This window comes from Bacillus sp. FSL E2-8887 (genome assembly GCF_038007205.1).
Taxonomy (GTDB): domain Bacteria; phylum Bacillota; class Bacilli; order Bacillales; family Bacillaceae_G; genus Bacillus_A; species Bacillus_A mycoides.
Genome location: NZ_JBBOWS010000001.1, coordinates 3,055,942 through 3,071,434, shown reverse-complemented (window position 1 = coordinate 3,071,434; position 15,493 = coordinate 3,055,942). Strand labels below are relative to the sequence as shown.

Below are 15,493 nucleotides of genomic sequence, written 5' to 3'. Positions count from 1 at the left end.
AAAACCCCCCCACTGATTAAAGTTTCACTTTAGCTCAACTTTAATTAATTATTGATAAATCTTGTTAAAAAGCGGATGAGCCTATTAGGAGATGTAACTTTAAATACTGAATGAATTACTCGAAAAGAGTAATTCCGAAAGGGTTGAGTTTATGAAAGCTGATGTTGTATTGATAAATGGAGAAGTTATTACAGTAGACCAAAAGAATACAGTAGTCGAAGCTGTAGCAATAAAAGATAATCATATCGTAGTTGTTGGCTCAAATCAGGAGGTTAAGAGTTTTATAGGAGAAAATACGGATGTAATTGACCTGCAAGGGAAAACGATTCTTCCTGGATTCATTGATTCCCATCTTCACATCATTTCTCATGGACTAAATCAGTTGGCTGTCAGTTGTAAAGCTGAACATATTGATTCTATCGATGCTTTATTAGATGATCTGAAAAAGAAGGCCTTAGAAACGCCAAAAGGTGAATGGATACGTGCTTGGGGCTTTAATGAAACCGCTGTGAAGGAAAAGCGTTATCCAACAATTACTGAGTTGGATGGAATTTCAGTTGAACACCCTATTATTATAACTCGTACTTGTCACCACATAAGCGTGGTGAACAGTAAAGCATTAGAAATTGCGCAAATTAACGAGAACACACCGGATACGAATGGGGGAGTTATTGAAAAGAATCAGGCAGGAAGGCTTACAGGAAAGTTAATTGAAGCAGCAAATATGAGTATGAGCGAGGTTGCAAGTTATACAGAAAGTGAAATGATGAAGGCTGTGAAAATTGCATCAGATCATTTCGTTGCAGCTGGCATAACAAGTATACATGACGCAGGTGGAGATGGACCGGAGAGTTTTCGTTTACTACAACGAGCTGTGAAGAGTAGGGATATTCGTGTCCGAATATATGCAATGATATGTCAAATAAATAACTCTCATGAATTTGTTAATAAAATGGTCGAGGCTGGTGTGGTAACTGGTACCGGGGATGAAAGATTCAAAGTCGGACCAGCTAAATTGTTTACAGATGGAAGTAGCACGGGGCCTACAATTGCAACCCGTAAGTCATATTCAAGTGACCCTAACAATTACGGCATTCTTTATTATAGTGAGGAAGAAATCTATAAGGTTTTAGGTGAAGCGCATAAAAAAGGCTATCAAATCACTGTACATGCACAAGGTGATAAAGCTATTGAAATGTATTTGAATTGTGTAGAAAGGGCGCTAGAGGAATCACCAAGAAAAAATCACCGTCATCGAATCGAGCATGCGGGAATTTCTTCACCAGATTTACAAGAGAGAATGAAAAAACTCGAGATGGTTCCAATTCCAAATCCTCCATTTCCATATGAATTCGGAGAGATATATGTAGAGCACTATGGTGATCGTGTTAATCACATGTACGCTGCTCGTGATTTTATTGATCGTGGCATCATTGCAGCAGGTAGTTCGGATGCACCAGTTACTGACTATAATCCTTTATTAGGAATTCATGTTGCTGTCAATAGAAAAACTAAGTCCGGAATAGAGGTTGGTGCTAATCAATCTATAAGCGTAATGGAAGCTATTAAACTGTACACATGGAATGGTGCTTATGCGAGTTTTGAAGAAGAGATAAAAGGAAGCATAGAGGCCGGAAAGTTGGCGGATTTAGTTATATTAAATGACAGCATTTTAAGTGTCAATCCAAACCAAATTAAAGATTTAAAAGTAGAAACAACAATTATTGATGGTGAAATTATCTATCAAAAAGAACAATCAGTGAAAATGTAGCAATAAAAAAACGCCCCTTCAATTGTTTAGTTGCGACTTTCAAATCGTATTAATTTTCCAAGAGAATTGAAAGGACGTTCGTCTACTAACAAATATTCAGATTATGAACACTAGAAAACGAACACAACCTATCATATAATTGAAAGACTATATTTTAAAATCAATGTTAATATTACCCTCCTATAAGTATTAACATGCGTAATTGAGGTGTTTTCTTTGTTGTTTTATGATCGAATTTCTATAATGGCCCCTCCTGTTCCATAGCTAAGGAAAGTCTATTCATTTCTGAGATTTTCAAAGTTATAGGAGGGTATTAAAAGTGAAAAAAGTCTCAGTACCATCACTTTGGTTAATGATTATTCTTGTGGCATTTCCGCAAATTAGTGAAACGATTTACACACCGTCTTTACCTGACATTTCAAAGGCGTTGCACGTAAGTAATAATGAGGTACAGTTAACACTTAGTGTTTATTTTGCTGGATTTGCTTTAGGTGTATTTTTTATTGGATGGTTATCAGATATAATTGGTCGTCGCCCAGCAATGTTATTTGGAATTGTAGTATATGGCGCTGGAAGTTTCTTATGCTATATTGCAAATTCAATTGAATTTTTATTGTTTAGTCGTTTTATTCAAGCATTTGGAGCAAGTGCTGGTTCAGTTGTGACACAAACGATTCTTCGTGAAAGTGTAGAGGGGCATAAACGTCATGTTATGTTTGCTCAAATTTCGGCAGTCATTGCTTTTACACCAGCGATAGGTCCACTAATTGGGGGCTTTCTTGATCAAATGTTTGGATTTAAAATAGTATTTTTAAGTTTAGTTGTTATGAGTGTTGGGATTTTGTTATATACGTTTGTTTCGCTTCCGGAAACAAAAACGGACGCAATAACGGGTAAAATAAATGTATTTTCTGTATTAAAACGGTTGATTACAAATCCGAAAGTAGTAACGTATGGATTATTAATTGGAGGAGCGAATGGTGTTTTATTTAGCTACTATGCAGAAGCGCCGTTTATCTTTATTGAATACTTTCAGTTATCGCCTAGTATGTACGGATTTCTAGGAATTGTTGTTGCTTCCGCTTCTATTATTGGAGCGAAAGTTTCAAAGCGGTTACTTGCTACTTATAAACCAGAGAAAATTATATATATCGGTTGTCTTGTAATGATAGGGGGAGCTATCTTCTTAACTGTTATTAATTCATTTGGATCAAATCCAAACATAATATATATGATTGGATTTTTAGTAGCGATGTTTATATTGCTATTAGGAATTGGGGTAGCATTGCCTAACTGTTTAAGTTTAGCATTAGTAGATTTTCAAGATGTCATTGGTACAGCTGGAGCATTGTTTAGCTTAGGCTACTATGTAATTGTAACGATGACAATTTGGGGAATGAGTCAGCTTCATACGGGCTCGTTAATGGTGATGCCGCTTTATTTTCTGGCTATAGTAGTTATCATGATGGTATTTACTAAAGTGTTTATTTTAGGTAAACAAACTTCAAAAATGATTTAAATATGAAATTGTAAAAGAGTCTCATTTTTTAATGAGACTCTTTTATATTTTATGAAAATAACTATAGGTATGAATATGTAATTAATGTTAAAATACAACAAAATTGTATAGTTATAGTTTTTAGGGAGGGTAAAAATATGTTAATGAATTTAGCATGCGCTCTACTAATCATTTCCGGACTTACAATAGTTATACGAAAAACTTTCATTGTAAACCACTATCTTTGTAATTTAATGGCATTCTTTTGCGCTTATATGACAACATCTTCCTACGTATTAGAGCAACTTTCGTTAACAAAAACCATATTGATACTATGTTTGTTGCTGATAACTTTTATTCTTATATACTCATATTTCGAGATTAGAGGGCTCGCTTTTAACGATTATACGGTATTTAATCTACCTTCTAGCCGAGTGAATATATTAGTGAAAGACGGGTTAACCGAAGCGAGCATAGAATTTACATTGGATAAAAATAATATATATTTATCAGGATCTCCTGTTAAAATTCGAATATTGAATAGACCATTACATACAACTAATATTTTATTTAGAAAACGCCCAGAGGATATAAAGACAAAAATTAAAGGTATTATTAAGGAAAAGATAAAAGCTGAGGAGAAGAGTTTTCCTCTTTCCGGTGTATTGTTGATTGTTTTAAGTGCGGTTATATTTTTCTTAAAGTAGGAGATGGGAAAGAGAATTTTCAGCTGTGATAATGGGGTAATTAAGAGAAGTAGAAGTTAGTGACTTTGTAGTTCTACTAATATATTAAATTTCTGCGTGATACGTTAATCGCATGTGTAAGCAATTACAGTACAAACTATAAATAGTGAAGTATATACAGTATGAAACCGAGGTAGATAGGATCTCCTCGGTTATTTATATTGTAATAATATTTATACCGGAATCATATTGAATAGATGTATTTTATTGTTAATTTAGTTAAAAATTAATCAAACTAATATATAATAATTTACTGAAAAAATAATTGAACTTTTCAGATAAATGAATTAATATGAAGTGAGCAATTTTAAATTTTATAGAAAATAGGAAGATGAGGGGTTTTGGAAATTTTATAAGAGGCAAAATGAGATTTTAGGATAGCTTTAAAGTTAGTCTAAAATGACGTTTGTTTCATCATCTTCAGGGCCAAACAGGAATTAGGGTACACCATCTTACTTTAAATGCGGCTATGAATCATCTAAGAGGGGGAAATGAAGTGGCAAACAAAGAATTGAAACGAGGTTTAGAAGCACGTCATATTCAAATGATTGCTTTAGGCGGAACAATTGGTGTTGGTTTGTTTATGGGGTCAGCCAGCACGATTAAATGGACAGGTCCGTCAGTAATGCTTGCATATGCAATCGCAGGTGTTTTCATCTTCTTCATTATGCGTGCCATGGGAGAAATGTTGTATATGGAGCCAAGCACAGGTTCATTTGCGACATTTGGTCACAAATATATTCATCCGTTAGCTGGTTATATGACAGCGTGGAGTAACTGGTTCCAGTGGGTTATTGTTGGGATGTCAGAGATTATCGCAGTTGGAGCGTATATGAAATATTGGTTCCCGGATTTACCCGCTTGGATACCTGGTATTATCGCGATGGTTATTCTTGGTGCGGCTAACTTAATTTCGGTTAAGTCATTTGGTGAATTTGAATTTTGGTTTGCGATGATTAAAATCGTTACGATTTTATTAATGATTATTGCCGGATTTGGCCTCATTTTCTTCGGAATTGGGAATGGAGGAGAAGCAATCGGCATATCTAATCTTTGGGCAAACGGCGGTTTCTTCACAGGTGGTTTTTCAGGATTTTTCTTTGCATTATCACTTGTAGTTGGGGCGTATCAAGGTGTGGAATTAATCGGGATTACTGCTGGTGAAGCGAAAGATCCGAAGAAGACACTTACTAGAGCAATTCAAAGTACAATTTGGCGTATTTTAATTTTCTATATTGGTGCTATTTTCGTTATTGTAACTGTTTATCCTTGGGATCAATTAAGTTCAATTGGTAGTCCGTTCGTAGCAACTTTTGCGAAAGTTGGTATTACGGCAGCTGCGGGACTTATTAACTTCGTTGTTATTACAGCCGCAATGTCTGGTTGTAACAGTGGTATTTATAGTGCTGGACGTATGCTTTATACACTAGGTGTAAATGGACAAGCACCGAAATACTTTACGAAGATCTCGAATAACGGTGTACCTTTATTCGGTACAGTTGGTGTAATTGTCGGTTTAGCGGTTGGTGTTGTTTTAAGTTATATTGCACCAAAAAACTTATTCGTATATGTATATAGTGCGAGTGTACTTCCAGGTATGGTGCCATGGTTTGTCATTTTAATTAGTCAAATTCGTTTTAGAAAAGAAAAGGGAGCAGAGATGAAAAATCATCCATTCAAAATGCCATTTGCTCCTGTTACAAACTATTTGACAATTGCCTTTTTAATTATGGTATTAATCGGAATGTGGTTTAACGATGATACGCGTATTTCATTAGTTGTAGGTATTGTTTTCTTAGCTATCGTCACAATTAGTTTCTATGCTTTCGGAATAGGGAAACGACCTCCGTTAGACGTTCAAAATGATCAAGAGATTTCAAGTAAATAAAGTTAGTAAAAAGTCCGATTTCTCGTTTAGAAATCGGACTTTTTATTATTAAAATTTCTCTACAACAATCTTTCCAATTGTACGCCCACTTTCAAGTTGTGCATGTGCTTTCTTTATGTTTTCAGCGTTAATTGGTGTGAATGTTTCATTTAATGTAGTCTTTAAAATGCCTTCATCTAATAGCTCACTTACTTTATTTAATAGTTCGTGCTGCGTACTCATATCACCAGTTTCATACATCGCTTTTGTAAACATAAACTCCCAAACGAATGTGGCACTTTTATTTTTTAAAATCCCCATCTCAAGAGGGTGCTCATTTTCTACGATAGAGCAAATTTTTCCTTGTGGTTTAATTATGTCACCCATCGCATGCCAATGCTGATCAGTATTGTTTAAGCAGAAGATATAATCTACATCTTTTAGCCCAAATTCTAATATTTGATCTTTTAAAGGTTGGTGATGATTAACTATATAATCGGCACTGAATTTTTCCACCCAGTGTATAGTTTCGTTGCGGGATGCGGTTGCGATTACGTTTAGTCCAGCCCATTTAGCTAACTGAATAGCAATCGAGCCAACACCACCAGCTCCGCCGATAATTAAAATGTTTTTAAATGAATTTTCATCTTTCTTATTATAATCAATCCCTAAACGTTCAAACAAACCTTCCCATGCGGTAATGGCTGTTAAAGGAAGTGCTGCAGATTCAGCATCACTTAACGTTTTTGGTTTTTTACCAACAATTCTTTCATCAACTAAATGGTATTCACTGTATGTACCTTGCCTTGTAATGCTTCCAGCGTAAAACACTTCATCGCCTTCTTTAAATAACGTACAACCATCACCAGCTTGTATAACAACACCACTAGCATCCCAGCCAAGTATTTTTGCTATATCTTCTTTTTTATCTTTCGGAGATCGAACTTTTGTATCAACTGGATTAACGGAAATAGCGTTAATCTTTACAAGTATATCTCTTCCTGTGGCAACAGGTCTTTCAACTTCAATATCAATTAAACTGTTTTCTTCTTCAATAGGTAAGTATTCATGTAAACCAATTGCTTTCATTTTTATTCCCTCCATTAAAGTAAGAGTCTTTTTCTCTTTTATTATAGATGCAGAAAGGTTGTTATGTAAAAAAGTACACTCATTTTTAGACTGTCATTTGATTGGTTTTAAAATTCTGACAAAAAATATATAATTAGTATAGAAAATAATGCGAGGTGAATGACTAATGACCGCAAAAATAAGAAAAAGTGATTATGTAATCGTAATGGCAATTATTATAATGTATTCGTTAATTGGTCACGTATTAAATTTAGATATCTTAAAAGTGATGGCTATTCAACAAAATGGAGTTAGTATTAGTTTTGTAGGTATTGCTATATGTTATATCACAGCTAGGTTATTGTTTTTTTGCTATTCGGAAATGAAAAAATGATAAGTAATGCTGTAATGAAGAAATTGTGAACAACCTAAAAATAATAGTTGAAACAATGGAAGAAGAGAAGGAGTTTATTTCTAGTAGGAAGAATTTTTTACTGTATTGTTTTATTCAAAACTAAATGTAAAGGTGGATACATAATGACGGTAAAGAAGCTTTATTTCGTACCAGCTGGTCGTTGTATGTTAGATCATTCCTCTGTTAATAGTACGCTCACACCGGGGGATTTATTGAACTTACCTGTATGGTGCTATTTGTTGGAGACAGAAGAGGGGCCTATTTTAGTAGATACAGGTATGCCAGAAAGTGCGGTTAATAACGAAGATCTTTTTAACGGTACATTTGTTGAAGGACATATTTTACCGAAAATGACTGAAGAAGATAGAATCATAAATATTTTAAAACGCGTTGGATATGAACCGGAAGACCTTCTTTATATTATTAGTTCCCACTTGCATTTTGATCATGCAGGAGGAAATGGTGCTTTTACAAATACACCGATTATTGTGCAGCGTGCTGAATATGAGGCGGCACAATATAGTGAAGAATATATGAAAGAATGTATATTGCCGAATTTGAAATACAAGATCATTGAAGGGGATTATGAAGTTGTACCAGGAGTTCAATTATTGTATACACCAGGACATACTCCGGGGCATCAATCGCTATTAATTGAGACAGAAAAATCCGGTCCTGTGTTATTAACGATTGATGCATCTTATACGAAAGAAAATTTTGAAGATGAAGTGCCGTTCGCTGGATTTGATTCGGAATTAGCTTTATCTTCAATTAAACGCTTAAAAGAAGTTGTTAGGAAAGAGAACCCAATTGTTTTCTTTGGACATGATATAGAGCAGGAAAAGAGTTGTAAAGTGTTCCCTGAATATATATAAATAGAAAAAGTCATGGGCCTAGTAGCTCATGACTTTTTCTATTAAATAACCTTTTTAAATAAGTTATATACTTTTTTTGAATTACCTTCATTTAATTGATAATAAGTAAGGTCTACGTCATCAGGAGTGTTTTGATGGGCAATCATAACTTCACTACTGTTGTTATCTACTATCCAAATTAAATATTGTTTATAAGTTCCATCTTGGAAAGTAATCCACATGTTACAATCTACTAAATCAGAACCTTCTTCATCTAGCGTTAAATCGCCTTTTTTTGCTGTATCCATACTGTTAATGAATGTTTTTAATTCATCTGTTTTTGTAAGGAAGATAGATTTTTTTGTCTTAAGCGACTCTACATGTATATCTTTTATTTCCTGTTTTCCTAAAAAAACAGGAGGTGCATTTGGGTCTCTTTGAGTTGAAATAATAGTAGCTTTCTTCTTTGGTTTACTTGCTGTATAGAGATCTTGAATAGATTTTCCAGAGTTTAAAAACCATACGGTTCCAAAAATGATCAATGCGCTACCTAGCAGTAAAATGATTTTCTTAATAGAATATTCTCCTCTCTATTACTTCATGTGAAGAGCTTTTCTACTAATATATGATAGGTAAGCGTAAAGTATTATAGTTGAACGTGATTATGCTTCACGGTTTTTATAGGGCGATCAATGAGTAAATTGTAAGTGAGCCCTGTTAATACGAGAATTCCACCGATAATTTTTCCGGTTGATAGTTCGTGTGACAGGAAGAAATCGATGATAGTCCCCGTAAACAATTGTCCGATAAAGATGAGTAACGTTAAATAAAATGCTGATATTTTAGGAGTAATATAGTTTGATAATGAGATGACGATAACGCCTACTAATCCGCCTAAGTATACAGCGATAGGTATGGATTGTAACGTATGACTAGAAATATACAACGAATCTGAACTGAAAATTAAAAATAACATGGAGAAAAATAATCCAGTAATATAATTGAAAAATGTGCCTTCCCAATTTCCAATTTCCTTTGCTAAATTCGCGTTAATAATTCTAGCAACAACGATAGAAACACCAGCTAAAATAGCGATACAAATATATAACATTTTCTTACCTCCATTAGTAAATTGTCATGACTATAATTCCAGAAGAGATGAATGCTAATCCAATTAATTTTTTCTTATCAAACTTCGAAACTTTCATTCCTAATAAACCGAAATGATCAATAACTATGGAAGCGATGGATTGACCAAGTAAGCTTAATGCAATCGTAATAGAGGCACCAAGAGCAGAGAAACTTATGTTATTAAAAAGAACAGTGAATACTCCAATTGCTCCAGCGCTATATAAAAAAAGTGGAATACCTTTATCGAAATGGATTTTATTTTTGTTAAGGATTAAAACGAAAATAACTGCTATTAAACCGACAAGATGAATGACAACGCTTGCTGTATACTTGCCAATTAACTCAGATAATATCCCATTCAATGGGAGCATAATGGCAATAAGCACACCAATAAAGACAGAAAGAAAGTTATACAATGTAATATCCCCTTTTTATATTTCATATTTGTAATGACTGTATCATGCTGAAATTGTGTATTACTATGACATATGTCATAGTGAAAGAAGAAAATTTTGTTTACAATTGGGATGAGTTGTAAAGGTGGGGGACTATGAAGAAAGTATGTAATTCTAATAAATTAGCAGAGTATATGAAACAAAATAATATTGATTCATTTTTTAGTAGTGATATGAAACCATATATGGAACTTATATTTTTTAAAAAGAATGAGTTCATTTGCAGAGAAAACGAAGAGATAGATTATTTATATTTCTTTGTTGAAGGAAAAGCGAAAGCGTTTAACACATTAAGTAACGGGAAATCTGTATTATTATGTTTTTATGACAGTTTGCAGTTGCTAGGAGATGTAGAGTTAATTCACTCTCAAAGAATCAATTCAAACGTACAAGTTATGGCAGACTCATATTGTGTTGGGCTACCTTTAGGGAAAGTGAGAAACCAATTATTTCATGATGCGAAATTTTTGAGATGTATTTGCGGTTCTTTAGCCCATAAATTAAATCGACTTTCAAAAAATAGTACAATTAATTTACTGTATCCACTTGAAAATCGACTTGCGAGTTACATGTTAGCAGCAGGGGAACGGGCGGTTCAGCACGGAAATAGAATTGTGTTTAGTGGGAATTTAACGGAAATAGCTGAATTGTTAGGGACGAGTTATCGGCATTTATTACGTACATTAAATGTTTTTTGTGATAAAGAAATTATAAAGAAAAGCAATGGTTGTTTTGAAGTGATGAATGTAGATGTTTTGCGGGAATTGGCGGCGGATGTTTATAAATAGGAGGGGATTATAAATGATTACACCTATATTTAGAATTTTTGATATTGAAAAGGCTCAGTTATTTTACTTTAATTTTTTAGGATTTAAACTGGATTGGGAACATCGGTATGAGGAGAATATGCCATTATATATGCAAATTTCGTTAAATGATACTGTAATACATCTATCTGAACATCATGGGGATGCTTCACCAGGCGGTGCAATTCGTGTGAAAATAGAGGATTTAAAAAGTTATTATGCTATTTTATCAAGTAAAGATTATGCGTATTCAAAACCTGATATAGAGAGAACACCTTGGGATACAATTGAATTAACTGTGATTGATCCATTTTTAAATAGAATAACATTTTATGAGGAACGGGTTTAGAAATTGAGGTGTTATAAATAATTTATCAAAGTAGGGGTTACAATGAAGAGAAAAATAGCGATGATTTCAGATGTTCATGGGAATAGTCACGCTTTAAAGGCGGTATTAAAAGATATTCGAAATGATAATAAATTTAGGTGATAGTGTGTATGGGCCGTTAGATCCTTTGGGGACAATTGAAATATTAATGAGTAACGAGATGATACATATTAAGGGGAGTTTACTTTATAGTGAACTGCTCTTTTTTATTTTGGATAGATATTGAATTATAAAAAAATAAAATGTTATGATTATGGAAACGCATGAACATGTGAACATGTATTCATGTGTTTGTGAGAAGGAGGAATTGGAGTGAAAGATATAATTATCGTTGGAGCTGGTCAAGCTGGATTAACAATGGGATACTACTTGAAGCAGGAAGGATATAGTTTCTTATTACTTGAGGCGGGAAACCGAATTGGCGATTCTTGGAGAGACCGCTATGATTCTTTGCAGCTCTTCACACCAAGGGAATATAGTAGTTTACCAGGTATGATATTAAAAGGAGAAGGGAGTGGATTTCCATGTAAAGATGAAATTGCAATTTATTTAGAAGAATATGCAAGGTATTTTCAATTGCCGGTACAATTACAGAATCAAGTTTTAAAAATAAGAAAAGAGAAAGAAATATTTGAATTACACACTCCTACAGAAATTTTACAATCGAAAAAAGTTATTATCGCATCAGGTGGTTTTCAGCAACCATTCATCCCCTCATTTTCACAACATCTTTCATCACATATTTTTCAAATACATTCATCCCAATATAAATCACCATTACAAATTCCAAAGGGAAAAGTACTTGTAGTAGGTGGTGGGAATTCAGGCATGCAAATAGCAGTAGAACTTGCAAAAACTCATGAAGTTACAATGTCTATAAGTCATCCGTTAACCTTTTTACCGTTATATCTTTTTAGAAAAAGCATTTTTAATTGGTTAGAAAAAATGGGTTTATTGTATGCCGAAATACATACAAAGAGAGGAAGGTGGTTTCAAAAGCGAAAGGATCCCATTTTTGGTTTTGAAGGTAAGGAACTTATTCGTAGTGGAGCAATAAAACTACAGGGAAAAGTGGTAAGTGCATCAGGAAATAATATTATGTTTCAGAATGGTGGCACGTATAGTGCACAAAGTATTATATGGTCAACTGGTTTTGTTCAAGATTATAAATGGATTGAAATAGAAAAGGCAGTGAGTATGAATGGATTTCCTAATCATACAAAGGGAATGAGTCCAGTAAGAGGATTGTATTATATTGGACTGCCGTGGCAATCTCAAAGGGGTTCTGCGCTTATTTGTGGTGTAGGAAAGGATGCGGTGTATTTGCTTTCTGAAATCAAAAAATAGATCAGTAGCAACAGCTACTGATCATCCATATGTACATGAATTAGGAGAGGTCAAACATTTCAAACGTTTATTAGCTTTAGTATAATAGATTTTCATGAAATAAAAAACTGAAAATTGTAATTTTTTGTTGAGAAAGTTTTTTGTATCGAAATATATAAAAAAACGGGGATTTCTATTGAAAGAAAATATGATATTTATATTTTAGTAAATTATGATATAGTCTATATAAGATTATTTTCCTTAAATTAGGTTTTTTGTATAGTAATTACATTCGCAGTTGGAAAGGGGAAAAAATTGTGAAGTTTGATGATCAACGTCTACTAGGAATACGATTAGGTTCTGTACTCATAACAGAAGAAAATCAATATTTAGTAATTAAGAAGAAAGATCATTATGCACTATTAAACATACATAATTTAGAATGCACACATGTCGAAGTGCAGCTAGAGCATATTGAAGAACTGCTGCATGAAGATTTCCAAGAAAGTATAACTGAAATTATCGCACCAGAACATATTAAAATTGTGGTGAAAAATGTTATATAAAGAAAGAAGCTGGGAGAATCAGCTTCTTTCTTTGTTTTACTTCGTTAATTATAAGGATAACATTTTTAAAATCACACCAATAATCCCATCCTTTTGATGAACACCTAAATCCGAGTTCGTCATAATAACAGCGCCATTACCTCGGTATGGATTACATACCATCATACATTGAAATCCAACACCCCATCCAAGTGAATGAATTTGTAAGTCTTCATTAGAATACTCTAGAAAAACACCTAATCCAGTCCATTTGGTGCATCCTTGAGGAGAAATCATATCTTGTACTGTTTTTTGAGAAAGTTTTAGTTTGCTATTTCCCTGTAAGGAATGAATGAGTCCGAGTATTAAAGTTGATAAGTCAGTTGGTGTTGTCCAAATGCCTGAAGCAGCTGCGAATGGATAAAATGGATACTTCTCATTTGTAACGGTGCCATCTTTATTATGTCCACAAGCAAATGTATCTAATTTATTTATATCTTCAGTAGGGAATACCGTACTATTCTTCAGTTGAAGTGGTTGAAAGATATATTCTTCAAGTAAAAGGTTGAACGATTTTCCAGTAATATCTTCAAGTAGTTGTTCGATAATACAAAAATTTGCGTCAGAGTAGTGGAATTGGCTTTCTGGTGCATAAGTTACTTCTATAGGTACTGGGCAATATAATGTTTTACCAGCAAGAAGTTCAGGGATTTTAGGTATTCCTTGTGCAAGTGTATAATGTTCAAAACTATTGGGAGGATCAATGATTCCAGATTGGTGACTTAATAAGTTTCGCAGCGTGACTTTTTTCTGTGAAGTAAATAGATTGGTAGGGATGTTCCAAGATGTGAGTCTATCATTTACGTCTTCATCTAAATGTACGATTCCTTGATCTGATAACGTTAGTACAAGCATTGAAGTGATGAATTTGCTAATAGAACAAGAATTGAATATGGAATTCGTAGTGACAGTTCTAGTTGTTCCAGATTCAAGTGTTCCGAAAGCAGTAGCTTCATCAAGTTTACCGTCACGTATAACGGCAAAGCTTAACCCTGCAACAGAATATTGGTTCATTTTCTCATATATATTGTTACTTTTTAAGTTCATAGTGACTCCTTTCTTTTAAAGATAGAATATTAACTTTATCAGGCACACGGCGTTCATTGAATCCTGATAAGAGCCAAGTGTATTGTTTTACTCCGATGAAATAAGCTAATGCAAATGAAATGATTGCTAGTATGAATAATGATGGGGAAGCGAAGAGAGTCATTAAAAGCACCTCCGTTAAAGGGCTATAAATAAATTATAGTATGAATGTTATAATTTAACAAAATACATTTTTGATTTTAAGTGTAATAGAAAAATGGAGTATTTGTGATGAGGGGAGATTAAGTATGAATATTGTGGAATTCCAGAGATATGTATTAAATTTCAGTAAAGAAAAAGGATTTCAAGATACAACAATTGAAGAGCGTACGATGTATGTGATGGCGGAATTAGGTGAATTAGCGGAAGGTATATTAAAGCGTGATAAAATACAAGATTCGAAAAGAGAGATTGGTTTAGAAATGTTTGATGTAATTTGGAACATATGTGATTTAGCAAACAAGTTAGAAATTGATTTAGAGAAGGCGTTTGAAGAAAAAATGATGATTAATAAAAAACGTGAATGGTAAAAGGAAGGTTAAAAAGCGCACAAAATTTTGTGCGCTTTTTATTAATGGTATGAAAAATATGTAAAAAAAGATGGAACAAACATTTGAGACGAATTGTCTAATATAGGAAATAACTATTTAGTTTGAAAGAAAGGGTGGAGAAAATGAAAAAGAATATATTATTAAAAGTAGGGGTATGTGTTAGTTTACTAGGAACAATTCAATTTGTTAGCACAATTTCTTCTGTGAAAGCGGAACAAAAGCTAGAGCAAAAAGTAATAAAGAATGAGACAGGAACTATTTCAATTTCTCAGTTAAACAAAAATGTATGGGTTCATACTGAGTTAGGTTATTTTAATGGAGTAGCAGTTCCTTCGAACGGTCTAGTTCTTACTACTTCTAAAGGGTTAGTGCTTGTCGATTCTTCTTGGGATGATAAGTTAACGAAGGAATTAATAGAGATGGTAGAAAAGAAATTTAAGAAGCGCGTAACGGATGTTATTATTACACATGCGCATGCTGATCGAATTGGCGGAATTAAAACGTTGAAAGAAAGAGGCATTAAAGCGCATAGTACAGTACTAACTGCGGAACTAGCAAAGAAAAATGGATATGAAGAGCCACTTGGAGACTTACAAACAATTACGAATATGAAGTTTGGAAATATAAAAGTAGAAACGTTCTATCCAGGGAAAGGGCATACAGAAGATAATATTGTCGTATGGTTACCGCAATACAACATTTTAGCTGGAGGCTGTTTAGTGAAATCTGCGGAAGCTAAAGATTTAGGGAATGTTGCTGATGCATATGTAAATGAATGGTCGATATCGATTGAGAATGTGTTGAACCGATATGGAAATATGAACTTAGTAGTGCCTGGTCATGGAGAAGTAGGGGACAGAGGATTACTTTTACATACATTGGATTTGTTGAAATAAGAAACTGTGGGAATATAAAAGCGAGGAGAA

18 protein-coding genes and 1 pseudogene are annotated in these 15,493 nt (G+C 33.7%); 13 read left to right on the top strand and 6 right to left on the bottom strand.

Annotated features, from left to right (window positions below):
- Positions 1-151 precede the first annotated feature (151 nt).
- The 4 genes from NSQ08_RS15660 (at position 152) to NSQ08_RS15645 (ending at position 5,903) form a co-directional block, all read left to right on the top strand.
- Entirely contained in the window at positions 152-1,771 is a 1,620-nt protein-coding gene (locus tag NSQ08_RS15660) for an amidohydrolase (protein WP_326997394.1), read from the top strand.
- A gap of 319 nt (positions 1,772-2,090) precedes the next feature.
- A complete protein-coding gene (locus NSQ08_RS15655) occupies positions 2,091-3,290 on the top strand; it encodes a multidrug effflux MFS transporter (protein ID WP_002142585.1) in 1,200 nt (399 codons plus the stop codon).
- A 137-nt stretch (positions 3,291-3,427) separates the two neighbouring features.
- Complete coding sequence (locus NSQ08_RS15650; RefSeq protein WP_340776654.1) at positions 3,428-3,976, top strand: hypothetical protein; 549 nt, start codon at positions 3,428-3,430, stop codon at positions 3,974-3,976.
- Between the two features lie 535 nt (positions 3,977-4,511).
- Complete coding sequence (locus NSQ08_RS15645; RefSeq protein WP_340776651.1) at positions 4,512-5,903, top strand: amino acid permease; 1,392 nt, start codon at positions 4,512-4,514, stop codon at positions 5,901-5,903.
- Positions 5,904-5,951: 48 nt separating this feature from the next.
- Here the strand turns inward: NSQ08_RS15645 and NSQ08_RS15640 are convergent, their stop codons facing one another.
- Positions 5,952-6,971 carry a zinc-binding alcohol dehydrogenase family protein gene (locus tag NSQ08_RS15640; protein WP_340776648.1) on the bottom strand — a complete coding sequence of 340 codons (1,020 nt, stop codon included), beginning with the start codon at positions 6,969-6,971 and terminating at the stop codon, positions 5,952-5,954.
- A gap of 166 nt (positions 6,972-7,137) precedes the next feature.
- On the opposite strand from NSQ08_RS15640, the gene NSQ08_RS15635 reads away from it, so the two are divergent.
- Complete coding sequence (locus NSQ08_RS15635; protein WP_002033407.1) at positions 7,138-7,344, top strand: hypothetical protein; 207 nt, start codon at positions 7,138-7,140, stop codon at positions 7,342-7,344.
- A gap of 143 nt (positions 7,345-7,487) precedes the next feature.
- Positions 7,488-8,240: a quorum-quenching N-acyl homoserine lactonase AiiA gene (gene aiiA / locus NSQ08_RS15630; protein ID WP_002033406.1), complete on the top strand. Its 753-nt coding sequence runs from the start codon at positions 7,488-7,490 to the stop codon at positions 8,238-8,240.
- A gap of 41 nt (positions 8,241-8,281) precedes the next feature.
- On the opposite strand, the gene NSQ08_RS15625 is transcribed toward aiiA, so the two are convergent.
- The 3 genes from NSQ08_RS15625 to NSQ08_RS15615 all read right to left on the bottom strand — a co-directional run bounded on the left by NSQ08_RS15625 (position 8,282) and on the right by NSQ08_RS15615 (position 9,766).
- On the bottom strand, positions 8,282-8,761 hold the full coding sequence (locus NSQ08_RS15625; RefSeq protein WP_002033404.1) for a hypothetical protein: 480 nt from the start codon (positions 8,759-8,761) through the stop codon (positions 8,282-8,284).
- Positions 8,762-8,865: 104 nt separating this feature from the next.
- The gene (locus NSQ08_RS15620; protein ID WP_012261337.1) at positions 8,866-9,330 is read right to left on the bottom strand and encodes a DMT family transporter; all 465 of its coding nucleotides are present in this window, start codon (positions 9,328-9,330) and stop codon (positions 8,866-8,868) included.
- Positions 9,331-9,343: 13 nt separating this feature from the next.
- A complete protein-coding gene (locus NSQ08_RS15615) occupies positions 9,344-9,766 on the bottom strand; it encodes a DMT family transporter (RefSeq protein WP_002033402.1) in 423 nt (140 codons plus the stop codon).
- Between the two features lie 134 nt (positions 9,767-9,900).
- On the opposite strand from NSQ08_RS15615, the gene yeiL reads away from it, so the two are divergent.
- The 5 genes and pseudogenes from yeiL to NSQ08_RS15590 all read left to right on the top strand — a co-directional run bounded on the left by yeiL (position 9,901) and on the right by NSQ08_RS15590 (position 12,891).
- Complete coding sequence (gene yeiL, locus NSQ08_RS15610) at positions 9,901-10,593, top strand: transcriptional regulator YeiL (protein WP_012261335.1); 693 nt, start codon at positions 9,901-9,903, stop codon at positions 10,591-10,593.
- A 13-nt stretch (positions 10,594-10,606) separates the two neighbouring features.
- The gene (locus NSQ08_RS15605; protein ID WP_002087610.1) at positions 10,607-10,960 is read left to right on the top strand and encodes a glyoxalase superfamily protein; all 354 of its coding nucleotides are present in this window, start codon (positions 10,607-10,609) and stop codon (positions 10,958-10,960) included.
- A gap of 42 nt (positions 10,961-11,002) precedes the next feature.
- A pseudogene (locus NSQ08_RS15600) lies at positions 11,003-11,180 on the top strand (metallophosphoesterase family protein); the annotation flags it as partial.
- A 131-nt stretch (positions 11,181-11,311) separates the two neighbouring features.
- The gene (locus NSQ08_RS15595) at positions 11,312-12,346 is read left to right on the top strand and encodes a flavin-containing monooxygenase (protein ID WP_078176687.1); all 1,035 of its coding nucleotides are present in this window, start codon (positions 11,312-11,314) and stop codon (positions 12,344-12,346) included.
- A 296-nt stretch (positions 12,347-12,642) separates the two neighbouring features.
- On the top strand, positions 12,643-12,891 hold the full coding sequence (locus NSQ08_RS15590; protein WP_002087603.1) for a hypothetical protein: 249 nt from the start codon (positions 12,643-12,645) through the stop codon (positions 12,889-12,891).
- A gap of 48 nt (positions 12,892-12,939) precedes the next feature.
- Here NSQ08_RS15590 and NSQ08_RS15585 read toward each other — a convergent pair whose 3' ends face one another.
- Together NSQ08_RS15585 and NSQ08_RS15580 are read right to left on the bottom strand one after the other, a co-directional pair.
- Entirely contained in the window at positions 12,940-13,977 is a 1,038-nt protein-coding gene (locus NSQ08_RS15585) for a serine hydrolase domain-containing protein (protein WP_012261333.1), read from the bottom strand.
- Positions 13,961-14,140 carry a hypothetical protein gene (locus NSQ08_RS15580; protein ID WP_002142579.1) on the bottom strand — a complete coding sequence of 60 codons (180 nt, stop codon included), beginning with the start codon at positions 14,138-14,140 and terminating at the stop codon, positions 13,961-13,963. Before NSQ08_RS15580 ends, NSQ08_RS15585 begins: the two co-directional genes overlap by 17 nt.
- 124 nt (positions 14,141-14,264) lie before the next feature.
- Between NSQ08_RS15580 and NSQ08_RS15575 the strand changes: the two genes are divergently transcribed.
- Entirely contained in the window at positions 14,265-14,546 is a 282-nt protein-coding gene (locus tag NSQ08_RS15575; RefSeq protein WP_002142578.1) for a MazG nucleotide pyrophosphohydrolase domain-containing protein, read from the top strand.
- Positions 14,547-14,689: 143 nt separating this feature from the next.
- The gene (gene bla2 / locus NSQ08_RS15570; RefSeq protein ID WP_002142577.1) at positions 14,690-15,463 is read left to right on the top strand and encodes a BcII family subclass B1 metallo-beta-lactamase; all 774 of its coding nucleotides are present in this window, start codon (positions 14,690-14,692) and stop codon (positions 15,461-15,463) included.
- The last annotated feature ends 30 nt before the right edge of the window (positions 15,464-15,493 follow it).

Bases quoted from the DNA above. Each gene is read 5' to 3' on its own strand.
- NSQ08_RS15640 (WP_340776648.1), bottom strand. From the start codon at position 6,971: ATGAAAGCAATTGGTTTACATGAATACTTACCTATTGAAGAAGAAAAC.
- yeiL (WP_012261335.1), top strand. From the start codon at position 9,901: ATGAAGAAAGTATGTAATTCTAATAAATTAGCAGAGTATATGAAACAA.
- NSQ08_RS15620 (WP_012261337.1), bottom strand. From the start codon at position 9,330: ATGTTATATATTTGTATCGCTATTTTAGCTGGTGTTTCTATCGTTGTT.
- NSQ08_RS15575 (WP_002142578.1), top strand. From the start codon at position 14,265: ATGAATATTGTGGAATTCCAGAGATATGTATTAAATTTCAGTAAAGAA.
- NSQ08_RS15635 (WP_002033407.1), top strand. From the start codon at position 7,138: ATGACCGCAAAAATAAGAAAAAGTGATTATGTAATCGTAATGGCAATT.
- aiiA (WP_002033406.1), top strand. From the start codon at position 7,488: ATGACGGTAAAGAAGCTTTATTTCGTACCAGCTGGTCGTTGTATGTTA.
- NSQ08_RS15650 (WP_340776654.1), top strand. From the start codon at position 3,428: ATGTTAATGAATTTAGCATGCGCTCTACTAATCATTTCCGGACTTACA.
- bla2 (WP_002142577.1), top strand. From the start codon at position 14,690: ATGAAAAAGAATATATTATTAAAAGTAGGGGTATGTGTTAGTTTACTA.
- NSQ08_RS15580 (WP_002142579.1), bottom strand. From the start codon at position 14,140: ATGACTCTCTTCGCTTCCCCATCATTATTCATACTAGCAATCATTTCA.
- NSQ08_RS15585 (WP_012261333.1), bottom strand. From the start codon at position 13,977: ATGAACTTAAAAAGTAACAATATATATGAGAAAATGAACCAATATTCT.
- NSQ08_RS15605 (WP_002087610.1), top strand. From the start codon at position 10,607: ATGATTACACCTATATTTAGAATTTTTGATATTGAAAAGGCTCAGTTA.
- NSQ08_RS15660 (WP_326997394.1), top strand. From the start codon at position 152: ATGAAAGCTGATGTTGTATTGATAAATGGAGAAGTTATTACAGTAGAC.